20 protein-coding genes are annotated in these 18,052 nt (G+C 53.8%); 14 read left to right on the top strand and 6 right to left on the bottom strand.

The features are described 5' to 3' along the window. Positions 1 to 367: 367 nt before the first annotated feature. The 11 genes from QWI16_RS00350 to QWI16_RS00395 all read left to right on the top strand — a co-directional run bounded on the left by QWI16_RS00350 (position 368) and on the right by QWI16_RS00395 (position 10,041). A complete protein-coding gene (locus tag QWI16_RS00350) occupies positions 368 to 1,480 on the top strand; it encodes a calcium:cation antiporter (protein ID WP_302710721.1) in 1,113 nt (370 codons plus the stop codon). Positions 1,481 to 1,954: 474 nt separating this feature from the next. Then, on the top strand, positions 1,955 to 2,191 hold the full coding sequence (locus tag QWI16_RS18700) for a YciI family protein (protein ID WP_368045272.1): 237 nt from the start codon (positions 1,955 to 1,957) through the stop codon (positions 2,189 to 2,191). A gap of 154 nt (positions 2,192 to 2,345) precedes the next feature. After that, the gene (locus QWI16_RS00355) at positions 2,346 to 2,798 is read left to right on the top strand and encodes an NUDIX hydrolase (RefSeq protein WP_302710722.1); all 453 of its coding nucleotides are present in this window, start codon (positions 2,346 to 2,348) and stop codon (positions 2,796 to 2,798) included. Positions 2,799 to 2,942: 144 nt separating this feature from the next. Next, complete coding sequence (locus tag QWI16_RS00360) at positions 2,943 to 3,401, top strand: helix-turn-helix domain-containing protein (RefSeq protein ID WP_302710723.1); 459 nt, start codon at positions 2,943 to 2,945, stop codon at positions 3,399 to 3,401. A 647-nt stretch (positions 3,402 to 4,048) separates the two neighbouring features. Beyond that, the gene (locus QWI16_RS00365) at positions 4,049 to 5,968 is read left to right on the top strand and encodes a CHRD domain-containing protein (protein WP_302710724.1); all 1,920 of its coding nucleotides are present in this window, start codon (positions 4,049 to 4,051) and stop codon (positions 5,966 to 5,968) included. Positions 5,969 to 6,497: 529 nt separating this feature from the next. After that, positions 6,498 to 6,866 carry an iron chaperone gene (locus QWI16_RS00370; protein WP_302710726.1) on the top strand — a complete coding sequence of 123 codons (369 nt, stop codon included), beginning with the start codon at positions 6,498 to 6,500 and terminating at the stop codon, positions 6,864 to 6,866. Between the two features lie 112 nt (positions 6,867 to 6,978). After that, positions 6,979 to 7,257: a hypothetical protein gene (locus tag QWI16_RS00375; protein WP_302710727.1), complete on the top strand. Its 279-nt coding sequence runs from the start codon at positions 6,979 to 6,981 to the stop codon at positions 7,255 to 7,257. Positions 7,258 to 7,316: 59 nt separating this feature from the next. Next, positions 7,317 to 8,087 (top strand): CPBP family intramembrane glutamic endopeptidase, encoded by a 771-nt coding sequence (locus QWI16_RS00380; RefSeq protein ID WP_302710728.1) that lies wholly within the window; start codon positions 7,317 to 7,319, stop codon positions 8,085 to 8,087. A 187-nt stretch (positions 8,088 to 8,274) separates the two neighbouring features. Next, positions 8,275 to 9,147, top strand: coding sequence for a TolB-like translocation protein (locus QWI16_RS00385; RefSeq protein WP_302710729.1), 873 nt, complete (start codon positions 8,275 to 8,277; stop codon positions 9,145 to 9,147). Positions 9,148 to 9,222: 75 nt separating this feature from the next. Next, positions 9,223 to 9,438 carry a DUF4287 domain-containing protein gene (locus QWI16_RS00390; protein ID WP_302710730.1) on the top strand — a complete coding sequence of 72 codons (216 nt, stop codon included), beginning with the start codon at positions 9,223 to 9,225 and terminating at the stop codon, positions 9,436 to 9,438. 27 nt (positions 9,439 to 9,465) lie between these two features. Further along, positions 9,466 to 10,041 (top strand): YdeI/OmpD-associated family protein, encoded by a 576-nt coding sequence (locus QWI16_RS00395; RefSeq protein ID WP_302710731.1) that lies wholly within the window; start codon positions 9,466 to 9,468, stop codon positions 10,039 to 10,041. A gap of 42 nt (positions 10,042 to 10,083) precedes the next feature. Here the strand turns inward: QWI16_RS00395 and QWI16_RS00400 are convergent, their stop codons facing one another. Continuing rightward, complete coding sequence (locus QWI16_RS00400) at positions 10,084 to 11,133, bottom strand: acyltransferase family protein (protein WP_302710732.1); 1,050 nt, start codon at positions 11,131 to 11,133, stop codon at positions 10,084 to 10,086. Between the two features lie 212 nt (positions 11,134 to 11,345). Between QWI16_RS00400 and QWI16_RS00405 the strand changes: the two genes are divergently transcribed. Both QWI16_RS00405 and QWI16_RS00410 read left to right on the top strand, forming a co-directional pair. Then, complete coding sequence (locus QWI16_RS00405; RefSeq protein ID WP_302710733.1) at positions 11,346 to 12,242, top strand: 3-keto-disaccharide hydrolase; 897 nt, start codon at positions 11,346 to 11,348, stop codon at positions 12,240 to 12,242. A gap of 29 nt (positions 12,243 to 12,271) precedes the next feature. Continuing rightward, entirely contained in the window at positions 12,272 to 12,661 is a 390-nt protein-coding gene (locus QWI16_RS00410; protein ID WP_302710734.1) for a GNAT family N-acetyltransferase, read from the top strand. On the opposite strand, the gene QWI16_RS00415 is transcribed toward QWI16_RS00410, so the two are convergent. From QWI16_RS00415 to QWI16_RS00425, 3 genes are all read right to left on the bottom strand, one after another. Continuing rightward, positions 12,654 to 13,397 carry a DUF3313 domain-containing protein gene (locus QWI16_RS00415; protein WP_302710735.1) on the bottom strand — a complete coding sequence of 248 codons (744 nt, stop codon included), beginning with the start codon at positions 13,395 to 13,397 and terminating at the stop codon, positions 12,654 to 12,656. The two genes, QWI16_RS00410 and QWI16_RS00415, sit on opposite strands and share 8 nt — an antisense overlap. 91 nt (positions 13,398 to 13,488) lie before the next feature. Further along, positions 13,489 to 13,917 carry a DUF4168 domain-containing protein gene (locus QWI16_RS00420; protein ID WP_302710736.1) on the bottom strand — a complete coding sequence of 143 codons (429 nt, stop codon included), beginning with the start codon at positions 13,915 to 13,917 and terminating at the stop codon, positions 13,489 to 13,491. Positions 13,918 to 14,079: 162 nt separating this feature from the next. Beyond that, entirely contained in the window at positions 14,080 to 14,787 is a 708-nt protein-coding gene (locus QWI16_RS00425) for a glutamine amidotransferase-related protein (protein ID WP_302710737.1), read from the bottom strand. 113 nt (positions 14,788 to 14,900) lie between these two features. Between QWI16_RS00425 and QWI16_RS00430 the strand changes: the two genes are divergently transcribed. Then, the gene (locus QWI16_RS00430; protein ID WP_302710738.1) at positions 14,901 to 15,698 is read left to right on the top strand and encodes a polysaccharide deacetylase family protein; all 798 of its coding nucleotides are present in this window, start codon (positions 14,901 to 14,903) and stop codon (positions 15,696 to 15,698) included. Here QWI16_RS00430 and QWI16_RS00435 read toward each other — a convergent pair. Together QWI16_RS00435 and QWI16_RS00440 are read right to left on the bottom strand one after the other, a co-directional pair. Beyond that, positions 15,688 to 16,659 carry an NAD(P)-dependent alcohol dehydrogenase gene (locus QWI16_RS00435; RefSeq protein WP_302710739.1) on the bottom strand — a complete coding sequence of 324 codons (972 nt, stop codon included), beginning with the start codon at positions 16,657 to 16,659 and terminating at the stop codon, positions 15,688 to 15,690. The two genes, QWI16_RS00430 and QWI16_RS00435, sit on opposite strands and share 11 nt — an antisense overlap. A gap of 22 nt (positions 16,660 to 16,681) precedes the next feature. Beyond that, positions 16,682 to 17,929, bottom strand: coding sequence for an EAL domain-containing protein (locus QWI16_RS00440; RefSeq protein ID WP_302710740.1), 1,248 nt, complete (start codon positions 17,927 to 17,929; stop codon positions 16,682 to 16,684). Between the last annotated feature and the right edge of the window lie 123 nt (positions 17,930 to 18,052).

Below are 18,052 nucleotides of genomic sequence, written 5' to 3' on the forward strand. Positions count from 1 at the left end.
CCGTATTACCCTTTGTGGTTGTCATAATAGCCCTTACTTGCTAAATTCGGGCTTTGAAGCCCATTCGACTGTTCGAGTTTAAATCGGGTCGGAGAAGCATCCAGGCTTGTTAACGGTATCGAGTACCTGGCATGCATCGGATTACTTCTCCGGTAACTAGTTGCCGCTAGCTACGGGCTTCAATTTACCCGCCAACAGTCGCAAGGAACAGCGTTTCTATGAATATTCAACCATACAAGGCTATCAAATTGACGGCTTTTCCGTCGCTTGTTTTGTGGCTTAACGCTACGCTACCACAAAACAATCAACTCCAAAGCCGCAATTTATAGCGGCGTTAGGCAGTAAAACTGACGAGAGGTTGAGAAAGATGGCTCTGATTATCGGACGACTTACGATTGCATGGGCAACGGTGGTACTGTTCCTCATCTTTGGCGACTCGTGGCTTACTGATCTCAGCTCTACGCTACGTTCGTCTATGCTATTTGTTTGGCTTTTCGCTGTCATTCTGTGGTGTGCTTCTGGGGTCGTTAAGGAAGCAGACCACCTTGCCGAACTACTCGGTGAGCCCATCGGAACGCTCGTTCTCACACTCTCAATCGTGATAGTCGAAGTCGTACTGATTGCTGCTGTGGTGTTTGGCAGCGAGGCCGCGTCGACTCTTGGGCGCGACACGATGTTTGCAGTCCTTATGATCGTGCTGAACGGGGTCGTCGGTCTGGCCTTGCTCTTAGGTGGGTGGCGTCACCGCGAGCAAGCGTACAATCTCCAAGGGGCAGTAGCCTACCTCGCCGTTATCATTCCGCTGTCGGTGATTGCGCTCGTCCTGCCTAACTTCACGCAAGCAGAACCTGTAGGCAGTCTGACGACCACACAAGCAGCTTTCTTTTCCGTATTTACTATAGCGCTCTATGGCATTTTTCTGATGATCCAAACCGGACGCCACCGGCTGTTTTTTGTAGACTCCCTCAAAGAATGCGAAGTGGCAGACGACGGGAACACAAAAATCGAGAGGCATGGTTCGGCGGGTCGCGCGATCGGGGGGCATACGTGCTTACTTGTCCTTACGATGTTACCCATCGTGCTTTTGGCCAAGCAACTCGCCATGTTGATTGATCATGGCATTGTCGTGCTTGGTGCCCCTCCTGCACTGGGCGGGGTACTCATCGCCCTCATCATATTTACACCGGAGGCAATCGTTGCGCTGCGGGCTGCGCTCGATAATCAGCTGCAACAATCTATCAACTTGTGTCTCGGCGCATCCGCATCAACCATTGGTCTGACCGTGCCAGCGATTCTCGGCGTCGGTATCATAACTGGAAAAACGATGGTGCTCGGTCTCGACCCGGCTGGCATGACACTGCTTGCTCTTACGCTCCTACTCTGCTCGCTCACTTTCTCCGGACCTCGCACAACCGTACTAGAGGGGGCCGGGCACTTGGTCATCTTCCTTGTCTACATTGTTTTGATCTTCAGTCCCTGAGGCGACCGGGATTGCCTAATTGCAGTATTAAGTGGATGGACGAGAACTACATACTTCCCGGCGAGTTGATGCTGCTTTTCGCGGTTTGGTATTTTCCGCCACTGGCACTTTGCCTTTCGATCCAAGCTTGGCATTTTCGCCTATCTAGCTTGTGGCGCAAAGCTCGTCGAGATGTTCTGATTGCAATGTTCGGCACTGCCATAAGCTCAGTTATAATTGGCTTTCTAGCATTGCCTGTGCCGCTTCCTAGATGGCTGGGTGTGTCAGATAATCTTATAGTGTTACCTTTAGCTTTTCTAATTGTATTTGTAGTTGGCACTGGGTTTGGGGGTTGGGCACTTAGGCATGTGCGTATATCCACTTAACAAGTGCTTCTTGGCGCCTGCGCCTGGGGCTTCCGTTCCACTAACGCTACACTGCGGCCCCATAAGTAGGCGTCAAGCTACCAAGGAGTCTTTAGTGCGATACCTAATCATGGCCATGCGAACCCCCCGATTCCAGCAGTCGGTCGTTGATGCTCATAAGCAGTTTTTGGCCCAACTCAAAGCCGATGGTGTCCTCGAACTCGCAGGCCCGTTCACCGACAAGTCTGGTGGCGCATACATCGTTTCGGCTAGAGATCTAGAAGCGGCGCGGGCCATTGCATTGAGTGACCCGGTTCATACGAGTGGGTCATCCGAGGTATCGGTATACGAGTGGAATGCCGTCTAGTCGCCTAACAATAAAATTCTGTTGCCCCGTGGGCGTAGAGCACCTGCAAGCTTGCGCCCCCTATTTTGGCTCACACGTCAAGATGAGCACTTCCCCATTGGAGCGGAAAGCCCGATAAGACCCGACCGGCAATTAGAAATCTGGAATCCACCCCATGCCAAGTATCCGAGCAAAAGCTGTCTGTGTATTTCGCCACCAAGACACCACTTTACTTTGTGAGGGCTATGACCCCTTCAAAGATGAACACTACCTGACACCGATTGGCGGCGGCATCGAGTTTGGCGAGACCTCTGAGCAGGCGGCTCGACGTGAAATCCGGGAAGAGATCGGCACCGAGATTGATAACCTAACGCTATTGGGCGTACTTGAAAACCTGTTCACATTTGAGGGCAAAGCCGGGCACGAAATTGTTTTTGTTTATGAAGCCAGCTTCGCCGATGCGGCTTTTTATAGCAAAACTGACATCCAAGGTGTCGAGTCAAACGGTGCTGCATTTAAGCTGCGGTGGTTCAATCAGGCGCAAGTTAATAGCGGCGCCCTAAAGATTTGCCCGGCGGGGCTGGCCGATATAATGTGCGACGAGGCCACACAAACGCCCGCTCATTAAGATGAGTACCTGCAAGACCACCGCTTAACTCATTGATTTTATTGAACTGTCATAGCCGTTTCGCCTATATTTCGTGGGCGTGTCGTTTTGCCAGGCCCTTACTTCGGTAACACTGGGGCCACCTCAAGCAGCAAGGGTAGAGTCATGATTGTCAGAAAACTTCGCCTTAAAAAAGGTTGGTCACAGAGCCAGCTGGCCGAGATGACGGGGGTAACCACCCGCACCATTCAGCGGGTAGAACAAGGCCACCGTCCAAGTATGGAAACCTGCAAAGCTCTTGCTTCTGTGTTTGAGGTAGACCTATCTCTATTACAACCGGAGGACGAGCAGATGCAAGACGACACCGAATTAAAGCTGGATGAACAGCGCGTGCTCCTGTACGCCAAGCGCATGAAGGAGTTTTACGAGCACCTGATCACCTACCTGATTTTGGCGGCTGTGTTTCTCTTTATGTTCCACGGAGAGCCGGTGGTTTACATCGTCTTCGCGGGCCTGGGTGTCGGGCTGGTGGTGCATGGCCTGATCGCCTTTGAGGTCATCAGCTTTATGAGCCCAGGCTGGGAGCGGCGCCTTGCCGAGAAAAGGCTGGGGCGCAAGCTGTAAAACCTCACTAGATCAGCCAGTACCTCTCAAGCGGGAACGGGGCTTAGCCGCACGCCAGCTAAGCTCTGCCCAAACAACCTTAGAGTACCCAGCGGGGAGCCCATGCCGAATAATGCATCCATCACAACAACCCCACCCGACTCACCAACAGAAAGCCAGATCAAAGACGCCTGCATGGTCATTTTACTGACGGTGCTGCCGGTTACCCTGGTTCTTGAGGTCGTCATTATTCATGCGGTGATCTCTGCGAACACCTCCTCTGAGCTACCGCTCCGGCACGCTCAGTGTATGCGCCCACAGGTAGAGAGATATCTAAAGGACAGTTATTAGGCAACGTCAGCCGCTATTTCAAAATGGAATTATAGATAGAAAATTTTACAATGACTGGCATTGAATCAGTAACGCTGCCGAAGCTCGGCTTGAGCCACTTGGAGTTTTTGTGCGCCAATTCTCATCCTGACCAACCTGCTTAATTTTTATATCCAGCCCAGTGATCCATCAGTTTCGACCCGCGTACCTCCCACGGGCTCAGTACAAATATTGAGTTGTCTTCAGGTCTAGCTGCGCTCCGCGGCTGGCCATTTTTGGCTTTTTGGCTCTATTCACTTGGTGATTGCCAGTTAGCCGTCTTGTAAGGGAGTTTTACTATGAGAATACCCACCCTGGCGCCGCGGCAGGCGCTCAAGCATTTTCTTATCGTCGCAACAGCATTTGGCGTATCCGCCTGCGGCAGTGACAATGATGACACCCCCCTTCCAGACCCCGAGCCCACACCGGAAATATTGAGTTATGACGTGATGCTTGAGGGCAACCAGGAGGTGCCCATGGTAGAGACCGAGCAGTCGGCCATGGCTTCGGTTACTGTGAATGAAACCGACATGATGGTGATGGCCGAAATGGACCTGAGTGAGGTTGACGGCGTTACCTCGGCCCACATTCACAGCGGTGAGGTTGGTACCAATGGTCCCGTAGCGTTTGGTTTTTCAGACGCCGACGAAAATGGTGTATGGGAAATTGAAAATGAATCCATCACATCAGAACAGCACGAAGGTTTACTCTCAGGTCAGTGGTATATCAACGTGCACACCGACAGTTTTCCCGACGGTGAGTTACGCGGACAACTCCTCACCGACACCCAAAGCGTTCATGTCTTCACTTTATCCGGGAAACAGGAAGTGCCTGGCGTTGAAACCGATGCTCACGGCCAGGGTTATCTGTTGCACGACAGTGACGATGATGCGCTGACTCTTAATGTATGGACCTGGGATCTCACCGCGACCGCAGCCCATATTCATCATGCCGAGGCTGGCATAAATGGCGATGTCGTTGTGGGCCTGGAGGCAAGCACCGACACCGAAGGACTGTGGCAGTTACCGAGCGATGCTGTGCTCGGCTCGGATGCAATCACCGCTTTAGGCATGGCCAACTTGTACGTCAACGTACACACCGATGCCCATCCAGAAGGAGAAATCCGTGGACAGATACTGCCCGCGAATTACTCACTGGTGCTTTTTGATCTTTCTCCAGGACAAGAAGTGCCACGCATTGACTCCGAAGCCACCGGCTTGGGCTATGCGACCCTCAACACCGGCTCGGGGGGCTTGCGCCTCAACGCCTGGGCCATGAATATGGAGACATCAGCCGCCCATATCCACCAAGCCCCTATTGGTGAGAATGGAGATGTGGCAATTGGTCTTGAAGAGAGCATGGACCACGATGGACTTTGGCAAACGCCGGAGAATACCGCTTTGGACGCAGACACTCAGACCTTGCTGCTCTCCGGCGGCCACTATGTCAACATGCATTCGGAAAGCTTTCCAAATGGTGAAATCCGCGGTCAGATTACACCTGCCCCTTGGGATGTACTTGCCTTCTCTTTAAGTGGCTCTCAAGAAGTGCCAGCGTTAGACACCCAGGCGGAGGGCGATGGGTATGCCATGGTCAATACTGTTGCTGGCGATATTATGCTGGTTGTGCATACCCGCAACCTTGATACAGCCTCAGCGGCGCACATTCACGCTGGTATCGCTGGTAGCAATGGCGATGTCGTGGTGGGACTGGAGCAGGATGAAGGCAGCGTTTCAACCTGGCGACTACCAGCCGATACGTCTCTGGACATGGAGACCTTGGCGCAACTTTTGGATGCTGGGCACTACGTCAACGTGCACTCACCAGAAAACCCTGGTGGAGAAATTCGCGGGCAAATACTGACCCCCATGCACGTTATGTTTCCTCTGATGCTTTCCGGCGATCTCGAAGTACCTATGGTAGAGACTTCGGCATCGGGCCAAGGCGCTTTTACCCTGAATACTCACACCGAAAGTCTGCGCGGAGCATTCACAACAAGCGGCCTAACCAGCACAGCCGCCCATATTCACCAAGCACCAGCAGGTGAAAATGGTGATGTCGTGCTCGCACTTGACGCTACCGACGAGGGGTATATGGTGCCTGCGGATACCATGTTAACCGATGAGCTTGAAGCTATTATGTTGGATGGCGGGCATTATGTGAATGTTCATAGCGCCGCCTTTCCCAACGGTGAAATTCGCGACCAGATCGACCTGTAACAGAACGACCCAACCTGGGGGCGAATTTATCGCCCCCTTATCCTTTCCTGAAGAACCGTATTCAACCCATCCTAAAAAGCATCTTATCAGCCATTATCCAGCCTTTACGTGTTCTATAATTGTTAGACAGGACAGGCGGGTTACACGGAACTGAGTGACGTTCCCCTTTTAAGAGACTACGAGTAATAGAGCGATTGATATTTCGCGACTATATACGAGCAGACTTTCCAAAGATAAAAAAGCGAACATCATGCCTGAGCCCGATCCAGATAAAACCCTACCCTTTGCAACACCTCAAGCGCTGGCGCATTGAGGGAGTTGACAACAAGCTTCGAAAACTCAATGATGCGGAGGGACGCGCATTCTTCTGCAAGCTGAAAGCCGACTTTCCAGCAACTGGCGCCAGTGAAACGGATGCTTGATGTCAAGTGCCATGTCCAGAGCCTGCTTTCTTACGCAAGCCACTGCCGGGCAATAATCCACGACCCGCTGTCTGACCCGTTGCAGGGCGGAAAACTTTGGAGCCTCCATGACCAGTAAACCAAAAGCCGTTAAAGAGTACCTCTCTTCCAAGCCTAGAGAGGTACAACAAAGGCTAGAAGAGCTGCGTTCTTACTTGCAACTGGCTGATCCAAAAGCGAAAGAAGAGCTTAAATGGGGAAAACCGGCGTTTACAAACAACGGAATCCTTTACGTGTACGCGGGCCTAAAGAAACACATCAGTCTCCACCCCACACCGTCTGTGATAGCGGCTTTTCACGAAGATCTGAAAGGATACACCTGCTCAGAAAACACCATTCAGTTTCCATTGGACAAACCGATACCTAAAGCGCTTGTTATTAAGCTTGCCAAGTTTCGAGTATTTGAGAAACTCGAGAAAGGAATCGGCTGGAAGTGAGAAATCAAAGTTCATCGAAACCACTAAAAAAGCGCCACACAAATGTGGGGCATTCCATTCTCTCCGCAACGGACCCAATCAATAACATCAACCACCTTAGGGATAGCTATTAATGGATCTGCTATTTTTGCTTTTTGTATTTCCGCTGGCCATTCTCATCGGAGCCATTATTTTATCGTTAAAGTATTCGTTTTTAGGGGCCACCATATCATCGGTTATCGTCACTGTCTATTTCCATATTCTCGCGATGAAAATGAATGGCTATGGCAACCCGACAGGCTATAAAAGCAATATTAGCGTATTCGCTCAATTGCGGGACGACATGATCGTTCTATTGGTAAGCTTGGTACTTTTTAGCGCAATCGTTTTTATCAAAAAGCAGATAAAGTAAAGATAAGGGACACTGTCAGACAAACCACAGTTAGGAATTGATGTAATCGGGAACAGAAAGTGACAAATACCAGATCAACCTCCACACAAGGAACGATTCGTGGCCTGGAACGACCCGGCGATGACTTTCCGTTTCATGCCCATCAGACAGTGACTCTTTCTGTAAGTCAGTGGCTAATTGTTCTCGCGGCTGTGGGCGCAGGCTTTGCTTGCCTGACCGTTAACGTACCGGTTCTGACCGGTGATTTTGGGCTTCTCATTCGCACTTTGTTGTTTCCGCTGGTACCGCTCGTTACCCTGCGCGTGGTGGCGGGTCGCCACTGGCTGGGCTTGTTTCGCCGCGTGCGAGGCGCCGACGTGGGCTTGATGCTGGGGTTTGCGCTTTTGAATCTACTGGTCAGCTCTTTGGTAGGCTTACTGGTAATGAGTCTGTATGGCGCCGATTTGAACCTGGCCGTGCAGGCACTGGCCAGTCAGAGCACCGCAGAGAGAGAATGGTTTTTCCTGCGCAGCCTCCCCCAGCTTTTTGGCGAGGAAATCCTCACGGTTCTGCCCTTCCTGGCGGTTCTCTACGTCGCCCATGACCGGCTTAATTTCACCCGAACCCAGTCCGTCCTGCTCGCTTGGCTGATTTCTTCTGTTCTTTTTGGCCTGGTACACCTGCCGACGTATAACTGGAATCTGATCCAGTGCCTCCTCGTTATCGGTAGTGCGCGTCTGGTGCTGTCATTGGCCTACATTCGCACTAAAAATATATGGGTTTCTACGGGCGCACACATTATCAATGACTGGACCATCTTTGGCATCGTACTGTTGTCTTCGCCCTCTTAGGCCGTCTTCGGTCACAGGTGGCCGAAGCAGGATCTAGCAAATGGCAGTTAACACCACACATTCGGCGCCATTCTCCTCTACAACACTCCTAAGTGCCCCTTGATGGTGTATTCTGACCACCACTCATTATTAGAGTATTCGGTGAACAAAAAGCTCTTCTACTCTCGGTAAAGCACAGGGAAGCCCAATGAAAAAGCAGTCTGTTGTAACTACTTTACTACTTTCGGCCATGGCAATGGCCAACTCCAGCTATAGTCAGCAAAGTACCCTTCCTCTGACAGGCCCTTACCTTGGACAAAAATCACCGGGCGCAGTCCCCCAAGTGTTCGCGCCGGGCACAGTCTCCTCTGCAGGCTGGGAAACGGGGGGCGTATTCTCACCCGACCTCAAAGAGTTCTATTTCATTCGGAAAAACCAAGAAAGCAACCAGCAGGAGATTGTTGTAATAGAAAATGAAGGCAGCCGCTGGAACGAATCTGTTTTCTCTCCCAGAACAGGAACCCCTCTATTCTCTCCAGATGGAAACACCATGCATCTGGGCACACGTTATAGAACGCGCACAGCAGACGGCTGGTCTGAAATGGCTGAGCTGGACCCGCCACTGAACAACTATCCAATCATGCGTTTGACGGCCTCCTCGGAAAAAACCTATTTTTTTGATGAGTTTAAGCAGGATTTAACAGGCGACATTCGCTACTCAAAAATCGTCGATGGCAAGCATCAAGCCCCCCAATTGCTAGGCAGCCACATCAATAGCGGCAAGAGTTTTCACCCCTTTGTCGCACCTGACGAGTCTTATTTGATTTTCGATAGTAAGAGAAGCGGTGGCTATGGCGATTCCGATCTTTACATCAGCTACAAGCTAAAAAACGGATCATGGAGTAACCCAATTAATCTAGGCGAGAAAATTAATACGGAAGGCTGGGAAGCGGTAGCAAGCGTTACATCGGATGGAAAGTACATGATATTCAATAGAAACCCGACTCCAGGCAATCACGAGAATGTCGATATATTTTGGGTCAACGCGGACTTTATTCAGTCTCTTCGGCCAAAACCGTAATTGCCCACTGAACGCGACCGCCCTATAATTCTTTACCTAATAATCGCCGCCGGACCATTGTTAAGAGGGAATACCATGACCCACCAAGAAAAAGTAAAAGGCCCTGCGTCGTATTTCCCTGCCATAGAGAAAAAGTACGGCCACCCGATAGAACACTGGCTTGACCTACTTCAGCAACAAAGGGCCATGAAACATATGGAAATGGTGGCTTGGCTAAAGAATGAACATGAGCTCGGTCATGGTCATGCGAATGCTTTGGTCGCCCATTTTAGAAAGCAGGAGGGTCTGTAAGACAGACTCATGCCATAGACCATCGTTATGCCAGAGCCCGATCCAGATAAAACCCTACCCTTTGCAACACCTCAAGCGCTGGCGCGCTGGCTTGAAGCGCACCACGCCAGCGAAAGCGAGCTGTGGGTAAAGATTTACAAGAAACACTCCGGCACCGAGAGCGTGACCTGGGACGATGTGGTGATTGAAGCGCTGTGTTGGGGCTGGATAGACGGCGTTAAAAAGTCTATTGATGAACAGGCGTATTGCCAACGCATCACCCCCAGAAAAGCCCGTAGCAGCTGGTCAAAACGCAATAGAGACCACGCCGAGCGCTTGATCCGTGAGGGCCGAATGACCGACGCGGGTTTGACACACGTTCAGGCTGCCAAAGCGGACGGCCGATGGGACAACGCCTATAAGGCAAGCGAAATGACCGTGCCCGAGGATTTCATTAACGCACTAAAAAGCAGGCCCCAAGCCGAACAGTTTTTTAACACACTGAATAAAACCAACCGCTATACCATTGCGCATGGACTCACCAGTGCAAAAAGGGCTGACACCCGACAAAGGCGTTTTGATCATTTTATCGAAATGCTTGAGTGCGGTGAAAAGCCAGGTTAGCCCAATCAGCAGTGCATGAAGTGGCATGCAGGTGCCGCAGTTTCACTGCCGCCCTCCTTTAGCTAACAATACCCGTTTTAGGTACACTTGTGCGGGCTTTTCGACCCAGCGGTGTATCAGCCAGGCAGCGAGCAGCATAAACAACACCACAGCGGTAATCAGCACAGGCCCTGGCAGCAGTTCATGCCAGGCATTAAACATCATAAACCCAACATTCTCATGCAATAGGTACAAGGGGTACGTCAGCACGCCCAGATAATAAAACCTCGGGTCACGCAGCAAACCGGTTTTGCGCAGAGCGACGACGGATAAGAGCGCATAGAACGCCAAGGTGGCCCCGACGGTGACCCAGGCTTTAAACTCCACCTGGTAAAAGTCGGTGAGCATTTGCGCAAACACCTGGTTCTGGCGAATGCAAAAAATCACGCTGAGTACCATTAACACGCCATAGCCCCAGTGGAACCCCCGTTCGCGTATCAGGTACAGCACACAGCCACAGGCAAAGTAGCCCGCCCAATGTGGAAAGCCCGCGACAAAGGTCTCGACACTGCTCGCGAGCGAGGTGCTTAGCCCGATAATGGATGCCACCAGTACCACGCCACAAAACCAGGGCAGGTAGCGAACCCAGCGCAGCCACACCATGATAAGCACCAGGGCGTAGAACTTGAGCTCAATCCATAAGGTCCAGTAAACACCATCCACCAGCGGTACATCCAGCCCGCTCTGGAGCATAGTCAGATTGATCAGCACATCCGTCCAGGGGAGCTGAAAAGCCTCTTGCGCAAACACCACGGCTGCGCCTGCGGTTAGCAACACGCACAACCAGTAAGCTGGGTACAGGCGAATAAACCGCGAGAGGACAAATTGGCGTGGCTCGCCATCTTTGGCGCTAAGCAATATCACAAAGCCACTGATGATAAAAAAGAAATTGATCCCCAAGTACATGTACCTGCTGACCACCGCAAAGGCGTCGGCACGAGGCTCGGGGGAAAAATTCAAGGCCGAACCGACAAAGGTGTAGTGAAAGAGCATCACCAAAACCGCCGACACCAGTCGCAACAGATCTATTTCATAATAACGCGCGTTTGCCACCGTTCACACTCTTCCAAGTTAAACCGGCAGTGTAAGTGAACGTTATCAGTCATTGACAGTTAATATAGGTAAAACTTGCTTAACACTAACGCCGCGCCTTTCTGCCGCTGCCAAAAAACGACCTAACCTCGGAGATACCCTGACTTTCTGCAATCAGGTAATATTCATCCACCAACACCAAAAAATACTGTAACCCTGACAAGGCCCGCTGTATGACCCATGCCCGTTCACTCTGCCCCCTGATTTTTTCACTTTCACTGTTTGCCAGCGCGTCAATGCCCGCGGCGGCGGAGCAGTGGCAACCGCTGCTGGACGCCGAGCTCAGCCAATGGCGCACTTACCTGGGCTTTCCCAATCCCGGTACCGAGGTCAGCGGCTTGAAGCGCGCCGATACCGGGAAATATCTGGAGCCCGTCGGTTATGATCGTGATGAGTGGCAGGTCTTCAGCACCCGCACTGACAGTGGTGAACCGGTACTGCGCATTTCTGGTGAGATTTACGGCGGTATTTTTACCCACAAGAACTACGGCAATTATCACCTGCGCCTGCAAGTGAAATGGGGCGAGAAAAAATGGCCCCCGCGAGAAGAGCTGCCGCTGGATACCGGCATTTTGTACCACGGCACAGGCGAGCATGGCGTGGACTACTGGCGTGCCTGGCCACTGTCGCAGGAGTTTCAGATTGTCGAACAAGGTGTAGACGGGCTGACCGGTGACTGGTGGAAAATCGCCTACTCACAAATTAATATTCGCTGCGCCGCGGAAAACGACGATACCCCACACCGCTATTCCCCGACAGCGCCTCTGAAAACCTTTGGCGGCGACCAGGCCCCGATTACCTGCCGTGCGAGCCACGACAATGAAAAGCCCAGCGGTCAGTGGAACACGCTGGATTTGATTACCTACGAAGACAAAAGTCTGCACATTGTCAACGGCGAAGTCGTTATGGCACTGAGCGGCTCGGCTTACCCGAGCGACGAGGGCATTCAACCGCTGACGCAGGGGCAGATTGTCCTGCAAAGCGAAGCCGGTGAAGTCTTTTTTCGGCGAATTGAGTGGCAGCCGATTACCGGTATACCCGAGGCTTATCGCTCCTATTTTGAGCAGTAGACACTCATGCAGCTACGTGTAAAAGTAAGATGATTCATTACAGCACGGACAGCACACTGACACCCGACGCGTTTATCGATTTGCTCAAGCGCTCGACCCTGGCCGAGCGCCGGCCGATTGCGGACGCAGCATGCATTGCGGGCATGCTCACCAACAGTAACTTGTTGGTGAGTGCCTGGGACGGGGGTGTATTGGTGGGCGCGGCACGCTCGGTCACGGATTTTCACTACGCCTGCTACCTCTCCGACCTGGCCGTGGCGCAATCGCACCAGAGGCAAGGGATAGGCAAAGCGCTGATTGAACACACGCAAGCGAAGCTGCGAACTGGCTGCAAGCTGATTCTGATTGCAGCGCCCGCGGCAGACACTTATTACGAGCCACTGGGCTTTGAGCGCAACCCGCGGTGTTGGGTTAAATAGCCTGTCTGGTTTCTATATCATCACGCAGTTTTTGCACCACTCGCTGGAAAGAGCGCTTCCAGGCAAGGTTTCGGCCGACACGATCGTCCGCGGCGTAGGAGCTGGACTTTATTTCCAGGCCGTCTTCAATGACAGCCACCAGCTTACCGGTTTGTGACTCCACCAGTACCGCCTGAAACGTTAAGGTGCCTACGCCCAATCGGTTGCGCGACTCGCCCACGGTGTCCAGCGCATCTTCGCGGCGCATGGAGGTGGGCATAAAATCTTTCATCCGGAACTCAATGGCCAGAACATTAGGCCCCCCTCGCTGAGTGGCTTGCAGGACATCAGAGCGCTTGAAGGTTTTTTGAATGTAATCATCAAAAAACTGGCAGATTTCATCCATTTCTTCAAAGGTGGACTTTTCCCAGGAGGCTATATACTCGTTGTTGCCGGCGCCGGTGAGCGCCATACGATCAAAGGTCATGGGAAAGAAAACCGCCTGATCGTACTGGCTAAAATCGGCCGTGGTATCGTAAAAGAAGGTGGAGAATTCAGAATCCTGCCAAAGCGCAAAATTTTCTATTTTTGAGCTCGGCATGGTGGTTGCGACAGGCCCGCTGTCGGCGCTGCCCGTTCCGGCGGCTTCATTGGCAGTAGCGGCTGGCAGCCATAAGAGGGCAAGCAACACATTGCTGGCGAGAAACGCTGTAAGACGGTGTTTATGCGGTAAAACGTAAGCTGGGCGATACGACATGGGGCGGCTCCCGATGTTTTTAACACAGAAGCTTACCCCCTAAGTGCCGGGTTGACCAGCGGCCGCAGGCCGAGCCTGCGGCCTTGAGTCATTAGCTCTCGGACTCTTCCGGCGCGTCGGCCTGAATCAATTCGTTTACAGCTACCGTAATGCGCTGGCGCAGGGTTTCGCTCTCGTTGGCGGCGCGCGCAATCTGCTTGTACTCGTTCAGGCTCAGGCCAGTGTCGGTAATCGCCGATTGCATTTCATCCTGAGCTTGTTGTTGCAGCTGCTGGGACTTTTCCGCGTCTTGCGTTTGCTGCAGTTTGGCGCCGTATTGCTGGCTGAGGGTTTGCACCGCCACATAGGCATCGGCAAAGTTGTCCACCTGCTGATCGCTCACATCCATTTGCGGGGCGGCCTGCTCAGGCGCAGCGGGCATGGCTGGAGTTTGCGATTTTTGCTCTTGCGCGAGAACCGCGGTCGATGACAGGCTGGCGGCGACGAGCGTACACAACAAGGTTTGCTTTACAGCTTTCATACTAGACTCCTTAAGTCTCCAACAATGATCTTGAGACTAGCATTTACGCAGGAATCATGCCGGCCGCTAACTCCTTGATTTTATTGCGTGTTGAGCAATGCAAGTGGCTGTTATTGTAAATAACGCAGACGAGTCCCTATAAATCCTACACAAGGTGAGCAGCTACTTTTGCCCAAGTGTCTGTAGCATCCAGTGTAGGGCTCGCTGTTCATCCAACGGCTGGGAGAGCGATGCCATGGCCGCCTCGCAAACGGTCACGCCAATACGCTCGCGGCGCCAATCCATCAGCGCCTGTGCGTAATCGCGGGTAAACTCGGGGTGACCCTGAAAGGTCAACACACGATCGCCGATACGTGTCATGGCCACCGGACACCGCGCTGTGCTGGCCAGTATCTCGGTGCCCGGTGCGCAGTCAGTGACCTGATCTTGATGGCTTGAGAGCAAGTTGAACACCTCGCCCTCAGGCCCATAGTCAACGGCTGCACCGGTAAGGCGGTTAGCGTGCACGCCCACGCACCAGCCGCCGGCGGCCTTTTGTACCCGCCCGCCGAGCGCCTGGTGAATGATTTGATGGCCAAAGCAAATGCCGACCAAAGGCACGCCCAGCTCAACCAGATCGACGATATTCGCTTTCAACCGATCGATCCACGGGTCTGAGTCATAAGCGGCGCTTTGGCTACCGGTGATCAAGACCCCCGCGTAGCCTGCAAGCGATTCGGGGTAAACCTCGCGATTAACGTCAAAGCGGGCAAAGCGCAGAGCCGGGTTGATCGCCCCCAGGCTTTTGATAAACATATCCGGATACTGGCCATGTTCACGGGCCAGCGACTCGGCAATGGTATCGGTGTTGTAAATGGCGATGGGTTTCAAGGTTGTCTCCGCCGCTAAACGCGCTCTGTGATGAATCTTAACAAACCACGGGTTGGCCTGTGCGGCCCAGTGACTTATGCTCGCAGCAATTCCAATAAAAAAGGTAGTTGCCCATGCGCCCGTTTTTTCGTTTATCCGTTGGTGTAGCCTTACTCGGCCTCAGTGCCTTCAGCCATGTGTGTTTGGCGCAAGATCTCTGGAACGGCAAACGCGCCGCCGTGTCGCTGACCTACGATGACTCGCTGAATATTCATCTGGACAGTGTGGTGCCCGCGCTCAATAAGCACGGTTTTAGAGGCACGTTTTACGTCACCATTGCCCCCGAGCCTTTTGCCAAACGCCTGAACGAGTGGCGCGCCGTGGCTGAGCAAGGTCATGAGCTCGGCAATCACACGCTCTTCCACCCCTGCAACGGCCAGGGCCCGGGGCGCGAGTGGGTGAGCCCGGATCGCGACCTGTCCAGCTGGACAGTGGCGCGGATGAGTGCACACATTCAGGCCGCCAATACCACACTCGAGGCGCTGGACGGTAAAACCGAACGCACCCTAGCCTACCCCTGCGGTGATACAACCGCCGGCGGCGAGTCTTACATCGAGCAGATAAAACCCCTGTTCGTCGGCGCCCGTGGCGTGGTGATCGGTTACCCCACACCTGAGCAAGTCAACCGCTACAATATCGCCGCCCACATGATTCACGGCCAGAGCGGTGAGCAACTGACCGCTCTGGTGGACGAGGCCATAGAGCGCGGCGCCCTGGTGGTGTTCTTGTTCCACGGTGTCGGCGGCGAGCACAACCTCAATGTGAGCGCCGAGGCGCACAACCGGTTACTCGATTATCTGAGCACTCACGGTGACCAACTCTGGGTCGCGCCCATGGTGGACATCGCTCAGTTTCTGAAAGCTAAAGAGTAATCACCACATGGCCCTGCTTCAGGCCGGATTCCACATAGCGGTGGGCTTCGGCCAGCGCCTCCAGCGGCAGGACTTTATCGATGGCCGGGCTGATTTTCCCGGCGGCGATCAGCTCGTGCATTTGCGTTAAATGTTCGGGCCGGTAGTCCGCAAAACGCGTATGAATGGTTTGCGCCGAACGTTTGTTGCGCCGGCTGGCGGCTATCATGGCCGAGAGTGTAGGCGCGCCCAGTACATAACGCCCCTGCGGCGTCAGGGCAGACAAACGGTGCTCGCTGACGGCGCGGCCAATGACATCAATAATGACATCGTATCGATCTTGTTCCGCAGCGAAATCCGTTTGCCGATAATCGAGCACAACATCCGCACCCAAGCGGGTCAGCATGGGCAGCTTTTCAGCGCTGTCGACACAGGTGACCTCAGCGCCCCAGGCTTTAGCAATTTGCAGCGCGTAGGTACCAATGCTGCCGCCCGCGCCATTGATCAGCAGGCGATCGCCGGCCTTAAGGTCGGCCATCCGTAAAAAATGCAGGGCATTGAGCCCGCCGGTGGGAATCGTCGCCGCCTGCATGGCATCAAAGCCGGGCGGAATAGGCGCAATGGGATAGGTCTCGGGCAGACACAGGTACTCAGCGCAGGCGCCAAAGCGCATCAGGGTAGCGGCGTAGACTTTATCGCCGGGGGCAAAGCGGGTAACTGCCTCGCCCACCGCAACCACCTCACCCGCAAGCTCCTGGCCCTGGACCTTGCCAGCGCGCGGGCGGAAGACTCCCAAGTATAAACGCATGGCCCAGCGCAGGAACACCGGGAAGTCCATCCGCCGTGCCTCGCAATCGCCGGCGGTGACCGTGGTGGCCGCGACCTTGATTTTAATCTCGTTGGGTTTTGGCTCCGGCTCTGGCCGCTCTTGCAGTTCAAATGCATCGGGGCCGCCGTAAGCGGTCCATACCATTGCACGCATAACGCTTCCTTTTTTTTTGCGATCAGCGCACAAACAATACCTGATCGGTCACCAGTACATCCAGCATCAGGATGCGCGTGTCCGAGAGGGCAAGGGCGTAGGTTTTGCACATATCGCCACTGCGTATATCGCGGTACGCCTCGGAGACCACCAGCTGCTCCACCGGTAAATGGCGAATGCCGGTCAGGCGGGGAAAGTAGGGCCGGTGGCTCCAGTTGCTGCCGATAAAGGCAGGCTCGGTGTGCACGCTGCTGCCGGCCAGTTCAAAGTTGGGCGAGATCTGCGTGCCCTCGTAGTTGCACAGGTAAAAGCGCAGTATGCCCAGTTTTTGGAAGGCATGGGCCGACATGGTGTCGTGCACTTCATGCACGGCATCGGCGGCGTTGAGCCAGTCTTTTAAGGTGCGCAGTTGTTGCTCCACGGCCAGCTGATGGCGGTAGCCGCGCTCGTGAGTAGCCGCCTTACGGCTCAGGTAGCGCGCTTTTAACTGCTGGGTTTGCTCAGTGTAATGGCGCGAGCTATCGGGCTCGGGCTGGGCGGCATCATAGAGCCAGCCCTGCACCAGATCGGCGCCGCACTCGACGGCAAAATCAAACTCATCGTGGGTTTCGACCCCCTCACAGACAATCTGGCAGCCGGCGCGCATGGCCATGGAGGTAATGGCCAGGGCAATATCCGCCGCCGCGCCGCCGCGGGAGGCGGCTTTGAATAAGTCCATATCCAGCTTGATCAGGTCGGGCTCGAGGGCAATGATGCGGTCGACTTGCGAGGCGCCCGAGCCAAAATCGTCCACCGCTACCCGCAGGCCGTGGCGCTGATACTCTCGGGTCAAGCGCCGCAGGTTTTCCAGCTCGCCACTGCGCTCGGTGACCTCGATCACCACCTGGCGCGGATCGACACCCAACTCCTCGATCATGCGCAAAGTGGGGATGACGTTAATGTCCGACAACCGGTCCACCCACACGGGGGAAATATTCAGGGCAATAAACTGCCCGCTGTTTTGCGCCGCCACCGTCTGCAGTGCTTTTCGGCGCACGCTTCTGTCCACCGCAAGCACCCAGTCTTGCGGATAGGCATCGCCAAAAAACAACGCCGCGGCAGACTCTATCTCGCCATTTGCACCGAGCCTGCGCGCCAGCGACTCATGTCCGGCGACGCGGCCGCTCTCCAGTTCAACAATGGGCTGAAAACAGGGGAAATAACTGTCGATGGCGGGAAGCGCGTCCCGCTGGGGCTTAAAGGGCTTCATAGCAGCATGATCAAACTTCATGGATTCCACACAATGCCGACCCGCCTATGCCCAATAAGTGTGCAGTGCAAAGTCTCGCTGTTGAACAAGTGACAGACCCCAACGCAGGAAACGTACCAATAATTTATGCGCCAGACTCTGCAG

It is taken from the genome of Gilvimarinus algae (assembly GCF_030518215.1).
In the GTDB taxonomy this organism is placed as follows: domain Bacteria; phylum Pseudomonadota; class Gammaproteobacteria; order Pseudomonadales; family Cellvibrionaceae; genus Gilvimarinus; species Gilvimarinus algae.

Bases quoted from the DNA above. Each gene is read 5' to 3' on its own strand.
- QWI16_RS00420 (WP_302710736.1), bottom strand. From the start codon at position 13,917: ATGAAAGCTGTAAAGCAAACCTTGTTGTGTACGCTCGTCGCCGCCAGC.
- QWI16_RS00370 (WP_302710726.1), top strand. From the start codon at position 6,498: ATGACCAGTAAACCAAAAGCCGTTAAAGAGTACCTCTCTTCCAAGCCT.
- QWI16_RS00375 (WP_302710727.1), top strand. From the start codon at position 6,979: ATGGATCTGCTATTTTTGCTTTTTGTATTTCCGCTGGCCATTCTCATC.
- QWI16_RS00365 (WP_302710724.1), top strand. From the start codon at position 4,049: ATGAGAATACCCACCCTGGCGCCGCGGCAGGCGCTCAAGCATTTTCTT.
- QWI16_RS00440 (WP_302710740.1), bottom strand. From the start codon at position 17,929: ATGAAGTTTGATCATGCTGCTATGAAGCCCTTTAAGCCCCAGCGGGAC.
- QWI16_RS18700 (WP_368045272.1), top strand. From the start codon at position 1,955: ATGGCCATGCGAACCCCCCGATTCCAGCAGTCGGTCGTTGATGCTCAT.
- QWI16_RS00410 (WP_302710734.1), top strand. From the start codon at position 12,272: ATGATTCATTACAGCACGGACAGCACACTGACACCCGACGCGTTTATC.
- QWI16_RS00350 (WP_302710721.1), top strand. From the start codon at position 368: ATGGCTCTGATTATCGGACGACTTACGATTGCATGGGCAACGGTGGTA.
- QWI16_RS00385 (WP_302710729.1), top strand. From the start codon at position 8,275: ATGAAAAAGCAGTCTGTTGTAACTACTTTACTACTTTCGGCCATGGCA.
- QWI16_RS00355 (WP_302710722.1), top strand. From the start codon at position 2,346: ATGCCAAGTATCCGAGCAAAAGCTGTCTGTGTATTTCGCCACCAAGAC.
- QWI16_RS00430 (WP_302710738.1), top strand. From the start codon at position 14,901: ATGCGCCCGTTTTTTCGTTTATCCGTTGGTGTAGCCTTACTCGGCCTC.
- QWI16_RS00405 (WP_302710733.1), top strand. From the start codon at position 11,346: ATGACCCATGCCCGTTCACTCTGCCCCCTGATTTTTTCACTTTCACTG.
- QWI16_RS00360 (WP_302710723.1), top strand. From the start codon at position 2,943: ATGATTGTCAGAAAACTTCGCCTTAAAAAAGGTTGGTCACAGAGCCAG.
- QWI16_RS00395 (WP_302710731.1), top strand. From the start codon at position 9,466: ATGCCAGAGCCCGATCCAGATAAAACCCTACCCTTTGCAACACCTCAA.
- QWI16_RS00435 (WP_302710739.1), bottom strand. From the start codon at position 16,659: ATGCGTGCAATGGTATGGACCGCTTACGGCGGCCCCGATGCATTTGAA.
- QWI16_RS00390 (WP_302710730.1), top strand. From the start codon at position 9,223: ATGACCCACCAAGAAAAAGTAAAAGGCCCTGCGTCGTATTTCCCTGCC.
- QWI16_RS00415 (WP_302710735.1), bottom strand. From the start codon at position 13,397: ATGTCGTATCGCCCAGCTTACGTTTTACCGCATAAACACCGTCTTACA.